Annotated in this window: 23 protein-coding genes; all 23 read right to left on the bottom strand. The window is 68.8% G+C overall.

All coding sequences use genetic code 11. From position 1 onward, the window contains the following. Positions 1-4 precede the first annotated feature (4 nt). The gene (locus ACIBN2_RS09095; protein WP_399133569.1) at positions 5-301 is read right to left on the bottom strand and encodes a hypothetical protein; all 297 of its coding nucleotides are present in this window, start codon (positions 299-301) and stop codon (positions 5-7) included. Between the two features lie 10 nt (positions 302-311). Beyond that, positions 312-527: a hypothetical protein gene (locus tag ACIBN2_RS09090; protein ID WP_399133568.1), complete on the bottom strand. Its 216-nt coding sequence runs from the start codon at positions 525-527 to the stop codon at positions 312-314. A gap of 73 nt (positions 528-600) precedes the next feature. After that, positions 601-1,851, bottom strand: a complete 1,251-nt coding sequence (locus tag ACIBN2_RS09085; RefSeq protein ID WP_399133567.1) for a phage major capsid protein — start codon at positions 1,849-1,851, stop codon at positions 601-603. Between the two features lie 277 nt (positions 1,852-2,128). Beyond that, on the bottom strand, positions 2,129-2,803 hold the full coding sequence (locus tag ACIBN2_RS09080) for an HK97 family phage prohead protease (RefSeq protein ID WP_399133566.1): 675 nt from the start codon (positions 2,801-2,803) through the stop codon (positions 2,129-2,131). A gap of 40 nt (positions 2,804-2,843) precedes the next feature. Continuing rightward, the gene (locus ACIBN2_RS09075; RefSeq protein ID WP_399133966.1) at positions 2,844-4,268 is read right to left on the bottom strand and encodes a phage portal protein; all 1,425 of its coding nucleotides are present in this window, start codon (positions 4,266-4,268) and stop codon (positions 2,844-2,846) included. 8 nt (positions 4,269-4,276) lie between these two features. Next, a complete protein-coding gene (locus tag ACIBN2_RS09070) occupies positions 4,277-5,710 on the bottom strand; it encodes a hypothetical protein (RefSeq protein WP_399133565.1) in 1,434 nt (477 codons plus the stop codon). Positions 5,711-5,750: 40 nt separating this feature from the next. Next, positions 5,751-6,146: a hypothetical protein gene (locus ACIBN2_RS09065; protein ID WP_399133564.1), complete on the bottom strand. Its 396-nt coding sequence runs from the start codon at positions 6,144-6,146 to the stop codon at positions 5,751-5,753. Positions 6,147-6,256: 110 nt separating this feature from the next. Next, entirely contained in the window at positions 6,257-6,553 is a 297-nt protein-coding gene (locus ACIBN2_RS09060) for an HNH endonuclease (protein WP_399133563.1), read from the bottom strand. 330 nt (positions 6,554-6,883) lie between these two features. Beyond that, positions 6,884-7,129, bottom strand: a complete 246-nt coding sequence (locus ACIBN2_RS09055; RefSeq protein WP_399133562.1) for a hypothetical protein — start codon at positions 7,127-7,129, stop codon at positions 6,884-6,886. 141 nt (positions 7,130-7,270) lie between these two features. Next, entirely contained in the window at positions 7,271-7,918 is a 648-nt protein-coding gene (locus ACIBN2_RS09050; protein WP_399133561.1) for a hypothetical protein, read from the bottom strand. A gap of 127 nt (positions 7,919-8,045) precedes the next feature. Further along, entirely contained in the window at positions 8,046-8,522 is a 477-nt protein-coding gene (locus ACIBN2_RS09045) for a hypothetical protein (protein ID WP_399133560.1), read from the bottom strand. A 26-nt stretch (positions 8,523-8,548) separates the two neighbouring features. Then, entirely contained in the window at positions 8,549-9,331 is a 783-nt protein-coding gene (locus ACIBN2_RS09040) for a hypothetical protein (RefSeq protein ID WP_399133559.1), read from the bottom strand. A 207-nt stretch (positions 9,332-9,538) separates the two neighbouring features. Beyond that, positions 9,539-11,542: a hypothetical protein gene (locus tag ACIBN2_RS09035; RefSeq protein WP_399133558.1), complete on the bottom strand. Its 2,004-nt coding sequence runs from the start codon at positions 11,540-11,542 to the stop codon at positions 9,539-9,541. 8 nt (positions 11,543-11,550) lie between these two features. Beyond that, complete coding sequence (locus tag ACIBN2_RS09030; protein WP_399133557.1) at positions 11,551-12,696, bottom strand: hypothetical protein; 1,146 nt, start codon at positions 12,694-12,696, stop codon at positions 11,551-11,553. Between the two features lie 25 nt (positions 12,697-12,721). Then, positions 12,722-12,919 carry a DUF4236 domain-containing protein gene (locus tag ACIBN2_RS09025; RefSeq protein ID WP_399133556.1) on the bottom strand — a complete coding sequence of 66 codons (198 nt, stop codon included), beginning with the start codon at positions 12,917-12,919 and terminating at the stop codon, positions 12,722-12,724. Further along, positions 12,919-13,143: a hypothetical protein gene (locus ACIBN2_RS09020; protein WP_399133555.1), complete on the bottom strand. Its 225-nt coding sequence runs from the start codon at positions 13,141-13,143 to the stop codon at positions 12,919-12,921. The genes ACIBN2_RS09025 and ACIBN2_RS09020 overlap by 1 nt, the downstream gene beginning before the upstream one ends. A 13-nt stretch (positions 13,144-13,156) precedes the next feature. After that, positions 13,157-13,453: a hypothetical protein gene (locus ACIBN2_RS09015; RefSeq protein ID WP_399133554.1), complete on the bottom strand. Its 297-nt coding sequence runs from the start codon at positions 13,451-13,453 to the stop codon at positions 13,157-13,159. Positions 13,454-13,478: 25 nt separating this feature from the next. After that, on the bottom strand, positions 13,479-13,679 hold the full coding sequence (locus ACIBN2_RS09010) for a hypothetical protein (protein WP_399133553.1): 201 nt from the start codon (positions 13,677-13,679) through the stop codon (positions 13,479-13,481). Beyond that, positions 13,679-13,885, bottom strand: a complete 207-nt coding sequence (locus ACIBN2_RS09005; RefSeq protein ID WP_399133552.1) for a hypothetical protein — start codon at positions 13,883-13,885, stop codon at positions 13,679-13,681. Before ACIBN2_RS09005 ends, ACIBN2_RS09010 begins: the two co-directional genes overlap by 1 nt. A 36-nt stretch (positions 13,886-13,921) precedes the next feature. Next, positions 13,922-14,137, bottom strand: a complete 216-nt coding sequence (locus tag ACIBN2_RS09000; protein ID WP_399133551.1) for a hypothetical protein — start codon at positions 14,135-14,137, stop codon at positions 13,922-13,924. A 5-nt stretch (positions 14,138-14,142) separates the two neighbouring features. Beyond that, on the bottom strand, positions 14,143-14,274 hold the full coding sequence (locus ACIBN2_RS08995; RefSeq protein ID WP_399133549.1) for a hypothetical protein: 132 nt from the start codon (positions 14,272-14,274) through the stop codon (positions 14,143-14,145). Positions 14,275-14,312: 38 nt separating this feature from the next. Next, positions 14,313-14,477, bottom strand: a complete 165-nt coding sequence (locus ACIBN2_RS08990) for a hypothetical protein (protein ID WP_370266359.1) — start codon at positions 14,475-14,477, stop codon at positions 14,313-14,315. A gap of 110 nt (positions 14,478-14,587) precedes the next feature. Further along, positions 14,588-14,740, bottom strand: coding sequence for a hypothetical protein (locus ACIBN2_RS08985; protein WP_399133548.1), 153 nt, complete (start codon positions 14,738-14,740; stop codon positions 14,588-14,590). Positions 14,741-14,742: the final 2 nt, after the last annotated feature.

Here is a 14,742-nt window from a genome sequence, read left to right as displayed (position 1 = left end):
CGTTCTACTTGGAGTCGCCCTGCGGCTTCGCGGGAGCCCGCTTGGCCGGCGCCTTCTTGGCCGGTGCAGCCTGCTTCTCCTCGTCCTGCGCCTCGGAGGTCTCCTCCTTGGGCGCTCCCCGCTTCTCGGAGTCGTCGTCGGGCACTGCCTTCTCGACCTTGTCGTCGGAGACGGGCTCGGCGATGCCGGACGCGCACAAGGCGGCGCCCTCCTCGTCAGGCAGCACCAGCGTGCCGCCTCGCGGGGGCCACGGTTCCCCATCCCTCGAGCCGGACACGTCGGCCTTCATTCGGATCTTCATGCTGCCTCCGTCAGGCGAGGATCCCGGCGTCCTTCAGCGCCGCCGTGACGGCGTTGAGGCGCTGGACGAGGGTTGCGAAGTTGTTGTTGATCGTGGACTGGGTCGGCGTCGCGGTGACATCGACCGTGCCCGCGGCGGGCGTGCCCACAGCGGACGTCAGGGCCGCCAGAGCCGGGCTGACGGCGAGCGACAGGTCAGAGGCGAGAACTTGCTGGCCCTTGGCCATGGCATCTCCCAAAGGGGGTCAGGATGGAAGGCCGGAGGCAACCAATGCCGCCTCCGGCCGGAGAGATGGCGGGTTACGAGGCCCCACCAGCGAAGACCTTGACGGCCCCCGTGAGGTCGACGAGGGCGCCGTCCGCGCGCATCAGCGCCCGGAAGGTCACCAGGTCGGAGTTGAACGCGTAGTCGTCGGACCGCTCGAAGCGGATACCGCCCGCCAGTCGCACGAAGTACTGCGACATGTCGCCGAACAGGACGGACTTCGCGCTGAGGGCGAGGGCCGCCATGTTGGGCTCGGTCAGGACCGGCTTGCCGAGGATGGTGTCCGGGACGCCCGCCTGCAGACCCGGCTGCCAGATGTACTGACCGGTCGTGTCCTTGAGCTTGCGGGCGTTGGCGATCGAGCCGTCCGCCATCATCCACACCGCGGCATCCGAACGCCGGTACGGGGCGATGACGGAGAAGAACAGGTCGATGAGGTTGTCCGAGCTGAACGCGCCGGTCACGCCCGTGCCACCGGTGACGCCGGTCGTGGCGTCGGTGACGACACCCCGGGGCTGGCCGGTACCGGTGCCGGTGATCGCGTGCGCGCCGAACGCATTGCCGAGCGCCCTGCCGGCCTGCATGGCGAGGTAGCCCTCGAGGTCGACGCCCGTGTCGTCCAGGAGCTCGCGGGAGACCTGGATCAGCGCGCCGTACTTGAACGCGTTGAGCGGGACCTGGCCGAACGTCGGCTCGGAGGTCCCGATCGTGTTCCCCTCGGTGACGATCGACGCAGTCGAGTGCGCGGTCGTCTTCGGGATCTGGATCGTCTCACCGGAGTCGGTGTTGAGGATCGTCGCCCCGGACTGCAGGATCGCGCTGGTCTGGATCAGGTGCGCGACCAGCCGGTCGTAGAACGAGGTGGGCACGGTGTTGCCGCCCGCCGTCGCCGTGCCCTTGACGAGGCTACGGACGTCGAGCGGACCCGACGGCTTGACCTCGAAGAAGCGCGGGCCCTCGCCGCGCATCCAGTTCCGCAGCTCGGAGGCCTGCTGGCCCTCCTGGGGCTGCGGGCCGGTGCCGCGCTGGCCGCCGCCCTGGCTGCCCTGGCTGCCACCGGACAGACGGTTGAAGGCGTCGTCGGCGTCCTTGGCGCGCTGCGCGGTGTCGATCGCGGACTTGATGCGCGTGTCGAGCTTGTCCAGCTCGTCCGTCATCGCGTCCCAGCTGCCCTGCTCCTCCGCAGCGAACGCCCTGTTCTCCTCGGCCGCCTTGTCGGCCAGCGCCTTCATCTGCTCCCAGACGTTGGCGCGCCGCTCCCGCAGCCTCTGAACCATGTCAGACATTGGTGGACTCCCGTCCGATCGAATTCGATCTCAATCGGGAGCCCGCGCGGTCCCGCACCCCGTGGGGTGCCGCGGCCGGCGCCTTTACGCAACCGGCGGTCCGCTGATCCCTCTCCGTGTCACACGCGATCCGTTGTGTGCTTCGCCGCACCCATAGCGGACGCCGACCGGGACTTCCCAAGTCGGCGCCGTGGCGGTGCGGTTACGCGGTCCAGGACTGTCGTGCCGCCCCCACAAGGGGGTCTTGGTGATGCAGTGCCTGCGCTGCCGGAAGGGCTCAGACGTAGGGGTCTTCGCGCCGGGCCAGGAGCGCCGCGGCGGCGGCCGGGCCGAACATGCCGCGCCTGGCGGCCTTCTTCGGCTGCGGCCCGTCCGTGCGGACGAAGAACTTGCGCAGTTCGTCGGCCTTCGCCATCGAGCGGACCTCTTCGAAGTCGGCGTCGAACTTGTTGGCGAGCGACCGGAGTCCGGCACTGGTGTCGTTGTAGGCCGGGTTGTTGACCGGGGCGACGTCGACGAGCTGGACGCCGGTGAGGCGCCTCAGCGGGTAGCCCTGGTCAGTCGTCGACCAGTCGTCGCTGATCGTGCGGAACGCGAAGCTGGACTTGCGGACGTCGCCGCGCTCGACGAGCTCCACCACGTGCGCCATCGCCTTCGGTGGCACAACGTCATACGAGAGGCCGTACTGGTCCAGGCTCATGCGCAGCGTGCCGGCCGCGGTGGTGCCGAGCAGAGCCATGTCGTCGTGGTTGTAGCGGGCGATGACGTCCGGCCAGCCGTCGCCGCGGGACTGGTTGAAGGCGATCGGGTCGACGACCTCGATGAAGCCGCCGAGGTTCTTCGACTGCCGGTTGAACTGGGCGGCATAGCCGCCGATGCGCTTCTCGCCGTTGTCGGCGCGCAGTTCGGCCTTGCCTGTATCGCCGGAGGTGTACCGGCGCTCGATATCCACGGTGCTGCCTCCTGTGGCGGTTGGCGTGGCGGTGTTGTGGTCACCCATGGTTCTGTTCACTTCCCCGGATCAGCCGCAGACGGGCGTCGTCATCGGGGTCACTGCGGACCGTCGGCGTCGAGACCTGCTCCCCAGCCTGGATCGGCAGCGGCGTGTAGTCCTGACCCTTACCGCCGGGCACCGGCGGCAAGTTCTCCCTGTTGCGGATCTCGTCGATGTTCGCCCCACCGATGAGCCGCTGCTTCTCGTAGATCGTCCAACGGGTCAGCGGATCCAACCGGATCAGCTTGTCCGCGTCGAAGCTGACGCACTGCCCGCGCGGAGTGAGCATCGACAGGTGCGACTCCAGCTTGCTCATCCACGGCAGCAGCGTGAGCTGAATCAGCTCGATCTCCCGCTGCGCAGGCGAGCTGTACGACATCGACCCGCCGGTCTCACCGCCGATCAGCTCCGGCGGCACCCCGTAGATCGCCGCAAGCTGCGTCGCCCCGAGCTTCAGCGTGGAGATGAACTGCGCCTCATAGGCGGGCACAGTGATCGGGCTGTAGTCCCAGTCCTTGCCATAAACGATCGGCTGCCGGGTCCTGATCGCCTCCGTCAGACGCGTCTTGATGACCGCGGCGTCCGCCTGATCCACCGTCTGCGTCGTGTTCTTGAAGGTTCCAGGCGGAACACCACCGGTGGCGTGCCACGCCTCCATGTACTCCTGCGCCGCCAGGTTCGTCGACGCCATCGACGCGAACGCACCGATCGGCGACAAGCCCAGGATCTTTCCCGGCAGCGTGAACCAGGGAATGTGCACCAGGTCCGTGGGGTCGACGCGGTTGCCGAGGACGAACCAGATCGGATTGACGAACGAGCCCTCACCAGACGGCATCGAGTCGAGAACCTGCACCCAGTCCATCGGCAGCCACTCGACCATCGTCGGATAGCCCAAGTAGTCCCGGGCCGTGATGTATCCGACGGCGTTGCCCCGGTAGACCATGCTCAGCACGGCCCGCCAGATCCAGTCGTTCAGGTTGCCCTGCGACGAGGGGCTCGCAAACAGCGAGCTGAGCGGCAACGTCTGCACGCCATCGCCGGTCTCCCGGAACTGGCGCAGCGGCGCCGCCGCAAGGTTCGACGCCAGAAGCCGCCCGGCGGCATACACGGGAGCAAGACGCAACGCCCTATCGACGCTGACAGCCCCCCCGACATTGCCGCCACCGTTCCCCCACGGCACAGAGCTGATCGAGCGCTTCTCCACTGCGCCACGAGACTCGACCCCGACAAGCCACGCTCCCACCTGCCGGAAACCGCGCGTCGCGAGGCCGAGCCGCCGCCCCCACGTCGCGCGCGCCGTAGCCCGCCAACTGCTCGCCGGCCGGCCGCGGGCATCCATCCACACATCACCCACGAGAACCGGCCCGCCATCGTCCGACACCTGCCGCTTCGGGGCGCGGCGGAACCACCTGCCGAAATCCATCACGCCCCCTAGAACACCGACGCCAGAACGTCGTATTGGCTGCCCTGAAGCAGGTGGGACCGGGTCTCGTAGGACCAGCGGGCCAGCGTCATCGCCACCAGCGGGCTGATGTCGCCGTCGACGCCCTTGACCGTCCACGCGATCGTCTCGCCCGTCTGCTTCGTCTTCGCCGACGCGACCGCCACGTCCAGATGCCGGTTCGGCACCACGCGGAAGTTCTCCTCGCGCACCGCCTCCAGCAACTGGCCGGCAGCCGCGGCCATGTCCACCGAGTTCGTCACCGCCAGATCGCCACGCTCCGGCGACTCAGGATCCTCCGGCCGGTGGAAGTCCGCGGCGTCCAGCGCGGTCTCCAGGAACGCGAACGTGCCACGCCCCATCGCAATCGAGATCGGATCCAGGGCTTCCCGCAGCTCCTTCAGCCGCGGGATCAGCCACTTCGTTCCCGGCCGGTAATCCGCCAGCTGCGTGTGCCCCAGACCGTCCGCCCGCAGCCCGTACACCTGCACCGCCGCGTAATCCCGCAGCGGGCTGATGTCGATGCCGATCGCCACCCCATGCTCGCGATCCCGCTCCGAACCCGGATCCGCCAACTTCACCCACACCGCAGGGTCGATGACCGCGTTGCCCTGCGACTTCCGCGGCCACACCCCGAGCCGCTCCCGCGCGAAACCGGCATCACCCATCGACCGGCGCTCCCGCAGCACCGCCTCCTCCGACAGCCGGTAGCCCAGCGCCGGATTCGACGCCGCCCACAACTGCCGGTCGTCGAGGTCGATCTGGTCCAGGTGGTCAAGGTCGCCCTCGACACCCCAGTCCCGCCAGCCGAACGAGTCGTCGCCGCCCGCCTTCGCCCGCTCGTGCAGCGCGAACATCACCTCACCCGAGCCGTCATCGCCGTCCAGCGGCGGACTCGAGGTGTAGACGATCTGCGGATTCGGCCGGGCCGACATCGTCGGCATCAGCGCGTCCTGCTGCAGCAGCGTGTACGCGAACGCCTCGTCGATGATGTTGCAGTCGCCGGAGAAGCCGCGGCCCGAACCCTTCGACCGGGCAATGAACTTCACGCGCGCGCCGGTGTCGAGCCGCTCAAACGACTCCTCGCCGTTGGTATTGATGACCTTGATCTGGACGCCGTCGACGTCAATCAAGTTCTCCGACAGCGGCTCACCCAACTGCTTCAGCAGCGCCTTGAACCGGCGGAAGCCCTCCATCGCCGTCTTGTACTCATGCGCCGACCACATGATCAGCCGCTCATCCAGCAGGAACAGGCCCGCCAGCGCCCGCGCTTCGAGGATCGCGCCCTTACCGTTCTGCCGGGCCACGATCTCCCCGTACTCGAAGCACGCCCACTTACCGTCCTCGCGCACGCTGAGCATCAGCCGGATCGAATCCGCCTGCCACGGATCCAGGACCAGGCCGGCGCACTTGGCGAGCTCCACCGCCTCCTCGCCCAACGAATAGGCGAACGGCGGGGCGCACTCAACCCTGGGCCTTGCGTCGCCTTTCAGCGATCTTCTGCGAGAGGTCCGCGACACCAGAACCCCTCACCTTCTTCGCCGGAGCCGACAAAGCCGCCCCGGAAGCCTTCTGAACCTGGCGAATCTCAGCGACAATGCCCTTAAGAGCAGTCGCCTGTTGCCGGGACTCCGCGAAGAGCCCCGTGATATCCCCGGATCCGCCCTCGTCCTCATCGGACGGCTCAGACCAGCGCCGGATGATCGCATCCATGACGTCCAGGCGGTCCGCGATCCGGCAGGCCTCCTCCAGCAGCACCAGGTGCGCGGGCGGGAGTTGGCCGCCAGCCGTCATCTCGTCCCACAGGCGCTGGCCGCGGTCACCGAGACTGCCCATGAAATCTGCACCCTCCATGATCACCGCTGAGATTTTTATCGCGGGGGGGAGAGGACTTTCAGGTGTGGGCGGGGTCAAAGAAGGATCATGGAAAAAAACGGACATTCCCACCCACGCGCACGCGTTTCCGCAGGTCAGAGGCTTGCAGCGTCGATCGAATGACTCGGTCGCACCTTCACCTTGGCCCGTGCCCGGTTCGACTTCGCCGTGTTGCACCGCCGATGCGCCAGCCGGCAGTTCGCCCGGTCGAGGGGATCCCCGCCCTGCCAAAGCTCCAGCACGTGGTCGACGGTCCGGCCCATCGGATGCGTCTGACCGTCGAGAGACTGATCAACCCACCGACGGCACAGCCAGCAGTGCGTCTCCTCCGCATAGACCCGGGCCTGAACGTTCCACCATGCAGTGCCTGCGCGTCCTTTGCTGTAGGCCACGGCTACCTCCACGCCCAGGCCATGCCATGCCCTACCACCCCAGCCCCAGGCCAGCATGCAGTAGGGCAGTAGGCCCTACACCCTGGTCCCCTGGTGCACTACCACTAGGCCATGCCCTACCAGGCAGCTACCTACTAGGCCCTACTCCACAGGCAGAGGCTCCTCGTTGAGCCAGGTGTGGTCATCACCCATGGCAGGTGGGGTGTGCACCAGGTGGTCACCCACATGCCGGCCGTCAGGGTCATCGCTCCAGCGCACGCACCGCAGTTCGAGCTGCTCACCATCCACAGTGAGCGTGTCGGTGGCAGGGCAGCGTGGCATGGGGTCTCCTCACGCAGCCTTGGGTGCACGCTGTGGCATGGGCCGGTATGTGGCGGCCCTGGCCTGTACGTCGGGCAGTGCGTACAGCGTCTTGTACTCGTGGCCTTGGCCGGAGTATTCGCCGGGCCTGCCTTCGAATCGGCGTACCTTGCCGCGCCTTGCCCACTGCCGTATGACCTGGCCGGGTATGCCGGTTGCTTCGACGGCCTGGTGCTCGTAGACGAGGTCTTCGGGGTACAGATCGGTGACGTTCACGCGCACCCCCGTGCATGCAGAAAGCCCCCGGCCGGAAGCTGGGGGCTAGAAGAACTGCGGACACACGAGTATCCGGATGTGGGCACTGTGACATATGGGCAGTGACCTGCGCAAGCGCTGATTCGTTGGGTGATTGGGTGATTACGCGGCGGCGCGTTGGGCCAATGGCAGGCCGAGTACTTCCTCGCGCGCGTACTGGGTGCCGCATCCGTAGCATCGGGCGCCTGGCGTGGAGACGGTGACGCGGAGTGTGGCGCCGCAGGGGCAGGCGACGGCGATGGGCCGTTCCTTGCGTTCGCCGGTGATCTGCCTCTCGCACTGCCGGACCAGGCTGGTGGTCTCGGTGACGAACTCGGCGAATGCGGGATGCGTGGATGCCGCCCCTTCGAGGTTGTTCCGCAACGCGCGGACGACCTCATCCAGCTGCTGCTGCAGGCCGCCGTTCCAGCGGGGATGCGTCCAGCCGAAGTGCTCGTGCCAGTCGATCTGCCACGTCTGCAGGACGGTGACGACTCCCCCGCGCGCCATCAGGTTCAGCGGCTCCAACCGGAGCGGCAGGGGTGCGGTGCGGGAGGCGGAGACGACGATGCTGTCCCCGCCGCGGCCGGGCATCAGCCGGGTGGCGAGCTGCGCGTACAGGCCGTCGGGGCCGGGGAGTTGCCGCAGCGCCTGATCGGCGCGTTCCTGGCAGAGGCGGCAGGCGGTGCGGTCGAGTTCGTCGTGGCGGAGTTGCCGGCCGCAGCCGCAGGTAGGCCACTCGTATTCGATGTCGGCGGGCTGGTCGTGCACGGCGGCTCCTCGGCGGCGGTACGGGGAAGCGGTGACGCTGAGTTAAGTGTGCCGTATGAGGTTGACAACGCGACGACATGGCAGAGCCCCGGCCGAAGCCGGGGCCCGTGAGCTCGCGTGCGGCGGGTCAGTGTTTGTTGATGGTCTTGGACCAGACGGCCCGGGTCTGGGTGATGCGCGTGTCCTGCTGGACGGGGCCGTTGTAGTGGTGGTGATGCGTGTCCGGCATGGCCTGCTTGGCGCGCTTCAGTAGCCGGCTGGCGGCGAGGAAGGTTGCGGCGGGGGCGCCGAAGACGATGCCGCACACGGTGGGGTCGGCATGCCCGGATGCGATCATGACGAGGGATGCGGCGCCGCCGACGAGGACGGATGCGACTCCTCCGGACAGCATGAGGGCGCTGGCGTCGGTGGCTTGCTGGCTCATGGGTGGTCTGCCGCCGTCGGTTTGGACGACGGGCGGCGTGCTGCCGATGACGGCCTGCGGGCTGGTGCCGGTGCGGCGGGCTTCGTGGATGGCGTTGTCGACGGCGGCACGGATGACGGCGTCGGTGAGCGGGTTGGCGGCCTGCCCGGTCGTGGCGGGCGGCTCGGGCAGGTCGTACACGGGTCGGGTTCCTTTCGAGGGGTGGATCAGGCGGCCTTGGGTGCGGCGCCCTTGCCGCGGCATTCGGGGCAGACGACGAGGAGTTGTTCGTTGCCGAAGACGGCATGGAGCTTGCCGTCGCCGGAGCATTTCCAGCACTTGCCTGCGGCGATGGCCTTGGCGACTGGCATGCCTTTGTTCTGCTTGACCCACTGGGCGTCGGTCTTGCCGGAGTTGGCGACGACCTTCGACGGGGTGGCCTGTTGCGGGGCGGGTGCGGCTGCTGCCGCGGCGGTCTGCGCGTACCAGGTGCCGCCGACGCTCTTGCCGCCGTGCTTGGTCTTCTCGTGCGCGCGGAGAGCTTTGGTGGCTTCCTTCGCGTCGCGGTAGCGGGGCTTCTGCTTCCAGCCGCAGGGGCAGGAGCAGCCGACGAGCCCGGTGTTCTTGTCGGCGCCGAACCGGGATGACTTCCAGACGGCCAGCTTGGACACCTTCTGCTTGGTGGGCTTGGCGGGGCAGGGCTTGGAGCCGGTGAAGGAGCCGTCTTTGCCTTTGGTGAAGATCTGGCCGTTGCCCTTGCATGTGGGGCAGCCCTGGTGGGTGGCGCGGAGGATGGCGGCGTCCTTGCGGGAGCGGACGACGTCGCTGCGGGTGTCGACCATGGGGACGACGACGCGCAGGACGAGCCAGCTGGCGGCGCGGGCGTGGATCGGGCCCTTGCGGGGGATCTTGACGCGGCGGGCGGGGTGCTTGCGGGCGGTGGTGCGGGTGGCGGGCTTTCGGCGTCGCGCGGGGGCGGTGCGGCGGGCCGGCGTGCGCTTCGCGGGCATGATCGGGACTCCTCGGGCGGTGATCGGTTTGTTGTGGTTTGCGAAGTGCTCGGGTACTGCTCGCGGGTGCTCCGCTGCTGGTCACAGCCGCTCGGGGTACTGCTCGCGGGGTGCTCGGAATTTCGGCGAGCAGTTGGCCGAGCACCTGGTCGAGCGGCTGTGACCTGCGGTCGAGCAGTGCCGAGCACCGCGCGAGCAGTGGACTTTCTAGGTCAAAGCGGTCAGCGCTTCGAGCTTGTAGCCGCGCGGGTTCGTCAGCCCGTCGATGTCGCCGATCGGTACCGGCGCACCGACGCCGACGTCCCGCAGCAGCTTGCGCAGCACGGCCGCCGTGAGGTCGCCGTACAGGTCCGGGTTCAGCTCGGCGAGCGCCTCCGCGAGGGGCTCGGGCCGGATCCGCTCGACGCCGGCATCGGCCATGACCTCCAGCGCGTCGACGACGATCTGCCGGTCCCCGGTGATCAGCTTCTGATCCGCTCCCCCGCCGGCGAGATGCATCAGCCCGGCAGCCTTGAGCGTGTCCTCGTCGAACCACGGACGCCCGGCCTGCTTGCGGGCTTCGACGGCCTGCTTGATCGCCGAGTGGCCGTGCTCGTTCCACCCGTACAGCAGCGGCCGGTCGAGGCCGGGGCCCTTGATGTAGGACTGGCCGGCATCGTTCTTGATCTGCTTGTTCTGGGCGGGAACGAGCCGGTCGGGCCGGTAGCCCTTCGCGGCGGCGCCCTGCCCGAAGACGAGGCGGATGTCGTCCCAGCGGGAGGCGAGCATGACCTTCAGCGTGAACGTGTCGGCGATCGCGTCGCCCATGGCGTCCGAGGTGGCGTCCTGGCCGGCGGCGACCACGTAGATCCCGGACTGCTTGCCGATGCGTAGGAGTTCGATGAACTTCTCCTTCGCCGGCTGGCTGAGGAAGATGAACTCGTCGACCAGCGCGAAGATCGCGGGATGCTTCTTGGTGGCGACCCAGGTGTCGCCCATGCCCAGACGGTTACGGACGACGTTGCGGCCGCTTGCCATCTTCACCAGGTAGTCGAGCCACTCCTCGCAGGCCCTGTTGCCGCGGATCGGCGGGACGGCCATCACGCCTTCGAACTCGCGCAGCCCGTCCTTGATCGGGTCCATGTCGAGGGCGATCGCGTTGTGGCAGGCGGTGATGACCTCGGCCAGATCGCGGAGCACGCCGGTGGACTTCGCCGATCCGGAGACGCCGATCACGATGATCCGCTGCCCTTCGAGGACGAGGTCGAGCGTGGAACCGTCCATGCAGCGGCCGAAGTTGTGCTGGTCGGCGATGTCCAGGCTGTTGGGGGCGTGCACAGCCGGCTTGGGCATGTCGTCGAACGGGTTGCCGGTGACGAGGCGGAGCACGATGTGCGCGGTCTGCTGCGGGTCGGGGTCGATGAGGGTGCCGCCGTGCTTGATGTTGAAGTGGGCGTCGAGCTGGTCGGCGACGGCGTTGACCTTGCCGGGGGTGGCGCCCTTGAGGATGATGTCGATCTCCCAGAACTTGCCGGTGAAGGCGAGCGCCCGGATCTGCCGGGTGTCGATGCCCTCCCAGGCGAGCGCGCGGGACACGCAGTCCTCGACCATGCCCGGCGACGTGCACACGGCGAGCGGGAACGGCTCGTCGGACTCGGGGTTGTCCTGGTCGGCGATCATCTGCTGCGGGGCGATGTCGGGCCGCTGGTCCCGGTAGCGGCCGTAGAAGGCGACGAGTGCCGCACCGATGGCCGCGGTGGTGGCGGGCGGGATGGCCCACGAGTAGTCGAGGGCGGTCATGCCCGCGAACTTCACGAGCGCCCACCAGCCAGCCAGGTTGAGGCCGGCGGCGGTGCCGGCCGCCCAGCCGAGGATCTTCCACCGCTTCTTGCGGACGATGTCGACCTTGTTCCAGTCGCTGGCCTTCTGCATGCCGCCGATGACCTCCTGGAGGTCGTGGGCGCGCACGTACCGCCAGCCGAGGAACGTGACCGCCTTGAAGCCGATGCCGAAGTAGCGCACCGACAGCCCGGTGAAGCGGGCCGTGTTCGCGGCGACGACCATGGCGGCCCCGCCGGTCTTGCGCACCATGGGCAGGCGCGGCTCGTAGGGGACGACGATGCCGGGCGGGATGTCCTCGTCGGACAGGTCGTCGGGGACTTCGAGCTCGCCCGGGATCACCTTGGACAGGTCCCAGTCGGCGGGGAAGTCGGGGTGCTGGTCGAGGCTCATGACGTTCCTCAGTGGTGGTGGCCGTTGACGGCCATGTGCTGGCGGGCGGTGTCGGAGGCCAGGGGCGTGACGATCGGGTGGAACGGGACGCTGTCGCCCTTGGTCCGGCGGTGCGGCGGGGGCTGCCTGCGACCCGCCTTCTTGGGCTTCTCCGATGACGTCGTGGAAGCGGGGGGGAGATCGGTAACGACCTGCGGCTTCTTCGTCACTCCGAGTGCCGTCGCGGGAGGTGTCGGCAGCACGTAGCGAACCGGCCGCCCGGAGGCCTTCGCCGGACGACGAAGGTGGTCGAGGATCCGCTGCCGGATCGTCTTCTCATCCAGCGGCGCCGGCTCCAGCGCGGCATCGAGAGCGGACGCCGAGCGGACGGCGTAGGCGTGGAAGCGGGGGGTCATGCCGGGCTTGTCGGTGCCGTGCACGATGGCCCACGCCTGCGCCCACGCGTCCTCGAACTTCAGGGAGCCGTAGGGGGCTGCGGAGACGAGACGGTCAGCGATCTCCGCGACAGTCTTGTGGTGACGCCTGCGCTGCTTCTCGTGGGCCGCCTGCGCCTTCTCCTCGGCCCGCTTCTTCGGGTCGACCGCGGCCGCGGACAGGGTGCTCACCCACTGGCGGATCTCGAAGACCAGCGGGCCCATCACGGTCACCCCGGCCAGCCCCCACGCCACCGAGGCGTTCGTCTCGGCGCCGTAGGCGTAGTTGATGTGGGCGGCGTACCCGGCCGCGCCCATCGCGAAGGCCCTCAGCAGCCACCGCACCCAGGTCGGCAGCTTCCGCTCGTCGGCGTAGGCGACACCAGCGTTCATCACCCAGGCCGCGCCTTCCAGGGCGAACGGCAGCGGCAGCAGCATCAGGCTGATCGACGCGAAGTGCATGACCTGCGCTGGCAGCGATGCCAGCGCCGAAGCGGCGACCAGGGCCAACGTGCCTCGGCGGTACACGTTGCCCGCTGTGAGGGTCTTCTCCCGGCGAGCGGTGCGGGCCTGACGGCGGGCAGTCTTGTCGCGGCGCTCCTGCGCCTTCTCCTCTCGGCGCTCCTTCTTCGCCTCGCGGGCTTCCTCGCGGCGCAGCTTGGACTCGAACGCGCGGTCCTCGCGCCGCTGTACGGCGTCCGCAGCCTTGTCGGCGCGGCGCTCTTCGAACCAGCTGCTCACGGTGATCGATATCCTCTCGGGGGTTCTAGCGGCTACGGCGGGAACGGGTGGATCGCCAGCCGAAGGGGCCGGGCAGATCCATCGAGGTGGTGCGGCGTCCGGTGGACGAGACCGTGTGGTGCGGTCCTCCCCGGCCGCCCAACGTCACCGACCAGGAACGCCGGTTGATGTTGAGGCGGACCCCGGGCAGGATCCGGAAGCTCTTGCGGAACGTCAGCGGCATTAGTCCTCCACCCACGTGCCGTCGGAGCGCTTCACGTACCGCTGCGTGGTGATGCGGGCGTGCTTATCCCACTCGTCGACGCGGATCACGGCGGTCTTGCTGCCCTTGTCCAGGACGCCGCCTTCATGCATGGCACGACCGCGCAGTTGATCGTCGGTCAGGCCGCTACGGGCGGCGGGAGCGGGAGTGTCGGACTTCGGATACTTCGGACTGAACAGGCCCACGACGGGACTCCTCTCAGGCGGGCGCGCCGGTGCGCGCCTTGTGGAATTCGGTGCGGAACTCGTCGGTCAGCCCGGCGCCGAGCGCGGCCCCGACCGGGCCGATCCCGGTCACCGACGCCGCCCACAGCTCCAGCCAGGCGGCCCGGGTGGCCAGGTAGTTGATGACCGGCCGGGCGCAGCGGACGCTAAACACGACGGCGCCGAGCGCGACCATCACGGTCACGGCGAGGGCCCGCAGCGCCCACCGGCCCGCCCAGACGACGGCACGATGCAGCCGGCCAGGCTTCGCGGTGATCAGATAGGCGTGCATGCGGGCTCCTCTCGGATCGGTTGGACTAGCGGCGGAGGATCCGGCCGCCGAGCAGTGCGGCGACGGACGTGGTGACGAGGGCGATGAGGAACGCGCCCGCGCAGCCGTCGTTGCCGTGCAACTTCAGGTGCGCCTCACATCCGGGGCAGTCCGGCTCATTCGCCAGGCCGAGCGCGTTCTTGTGGATCTTCGCGTGCGCCTCGCACTGCGGGCAGCCGGCGGCCATCAGCGGCCCTTCCGGGTCCCGCCGTGCCAGAACGACACCTTCGCCGCGGCCTCGTTCGCGGCAGCGTTCAGCCGCTGGTACTCCGGCGTCTCGTGCCGGATGCCGGACTTGAACTCGCGGCTGCTGTTGTCGTTGAGCGCCTTGTCCGCGGCCTTCATGTCGGCGATCGCGGCCTTCTCCTTGGGGGACTTGCTGAACAGGCCCATGACGGGCTCCTCTCGGGTTGGCGGTGCGGTGATCGGCTAGTTGGGGAAGCGGCCGGTGGCCTTGAGGTGGGCGACGTTGGCCCGGGACTTGTCGATGCCGGCCTGCGTCTCGGCGGTCTGCTGCCGGGTGCGGGCTTCGGCGGCGTCGATGCGGGCGTTCAGGTCGGCCATGGTCTGGTTGTGGACGCGGCCCGGCCGCCCGGCGGCGGCCTCGGCGCCCGTCTGGATGCGGGTGATACGGGCCTCGGCCACGGCGGTCAGCCCTTCCGGCCGTGCGCCTTGTCGAGCGCCTTACCGGCGTCCTTGACCTGGCCGGACTTGATGCCGTCGTAGACCTTCTGGCTCTTCGCGACGGCGGCCGGGCTGGTCAGATCCTTCTTGCTGCCCATGCGGGCTCCTCTCGGGTTGGGGTTGGGGTGGTGCGGGGTTAGGCGGCGACGGGCAGTCGCAGCCCGCGCAGTTCGTCGACGAGCCGCGGGCCCAGCTGGGTGACGGCGTCGACGCCCGCGGCCTGGTCGAGGATCAGACGGCGCGTCTCCTCATCCGCGGCAATGAACTGGTCGATCAGACGGGCACGGTCCTGAATAGACATGGGGGTTCCTTAGGGGTGAAAGAGGTGGGGGTGATGCGGGGTTGGACACCGCGAGCGGCGGAGGCCGCGGGGGATTCGGAACTTCCCCGCCACTCGCGGTGGTCTAGGGGCTAGCGGGGCCGGTTCTCGGAGCGCCGGTTGACCTCGGCGACCTTCTTCGACAGGAGCTCGTGCCCGGCGTCGTCCAGGCAGAGGACGAAGCCCGGATGCCCGCCGCGAGGCCGCTGCGGAAGCGCGTCCTTCGTCTTCTCGTGCTCAGCCACCG

It is taken from the genome of Streptomyces sp. NPDC050534 (genome assembly GCF_044457745.1).
GTDB lineage: Bacteria > Actinomycetota > Actinomycetes > Streptomycetales > Streptomycetaceae > Streptomyces.
The sequence above is the reverse complement of the archived record's forward strand: the minus strand, read 5'-3'. Positions and strand labels throughout refer to the sequence as shown.

Coding starts and splice junctions, on each gene's coding strand:
- ACIBN2_RS09095 (WP_399133569.1), bottom strand. CDS start 301: ATGAAGATCCGAATGAAGGCCGACGTGTCCGGCTCGAGGGATGGGGAA.
- ACIBN2_RS08990 (WP_370266359.1), bottom strand. CDS start 14,477: ATGTCTATTCAGGACCGTGCCCGTCTGATCGACCAGTTCATTGCCGCG.
- ACIBN2_RS09090 (WP_399133568.1), bottom strand. CDS start 527: ATGGCCAAGGGCCAGCAAGTTCTCGCCTCTGACCTGTCGCTCGCCGTC.
- ACIBN2_RS08995 (WP_399133549.1), bottom strand. CDS start 14,274: ATGGGCAGCAAGAAGGATCTGACCAGCCCGGCCGCCGTCGCGAAGAGC.
- ACIBN2_RS09005 (WP_399133552.1), bottom strand. CDS start 13,885: ATGGGCCTGTTCAGCAAGTCCCCCAAGGAGAAGGCCGCGATCGCCGAC.
- ACIBN2_RS09040 (WP_399133559.1), bottom strand. CDS start 9,331: ATGCCCGCGAAGCGCACGCCGGCCCGCCGCACCGCCCCCGCGCGACGC.
- ACIBN2_RS09075 (WP_399133966.1), bottom strand. CDS start 4,268: ATGGATTTCGGCAGGTGGTTCCGCCGCGCCCCGAAGCGGCAGGTGTCG.
- ACIBN2_RS09035 (WP_399133558.1), bottom strand. CDS start 11,542: ATGAGCCTCGACCAGCACCCCGACTTCCCCGCCGACTGGGACCTGTCC.
- ACIBN2_RS09025 (WP_399133556.1), bottom strand. CDS start 12,919: ATGCCGCTGACGTTCCGCAAGAGCTTCCGGATCCTGCCCGGGGTCCGC.
- ACIBN2_RS09010 (WP_399133553.1), bottom strand. CDS start 13,679: ATGGCCGCCGGCTGCCCGCAGTGCGAGGCGCACGCGAAGATCCACAAG.
- ACIBN2_RS09085 (WP_399133567.1), bottom strand. CDS start 1,851: ATGTCTGACATGGTTCAGAGGCTGCGGGAGCGGCGCGCCAACGTCTGG.
- ACIBN2_RS09015 (WP_399133554.1), bottom strand. CDS start 13,453: ATGCACGCCTATCTGATCACCGCGAAGCCTGGCCGGCTGCATCGTGCC.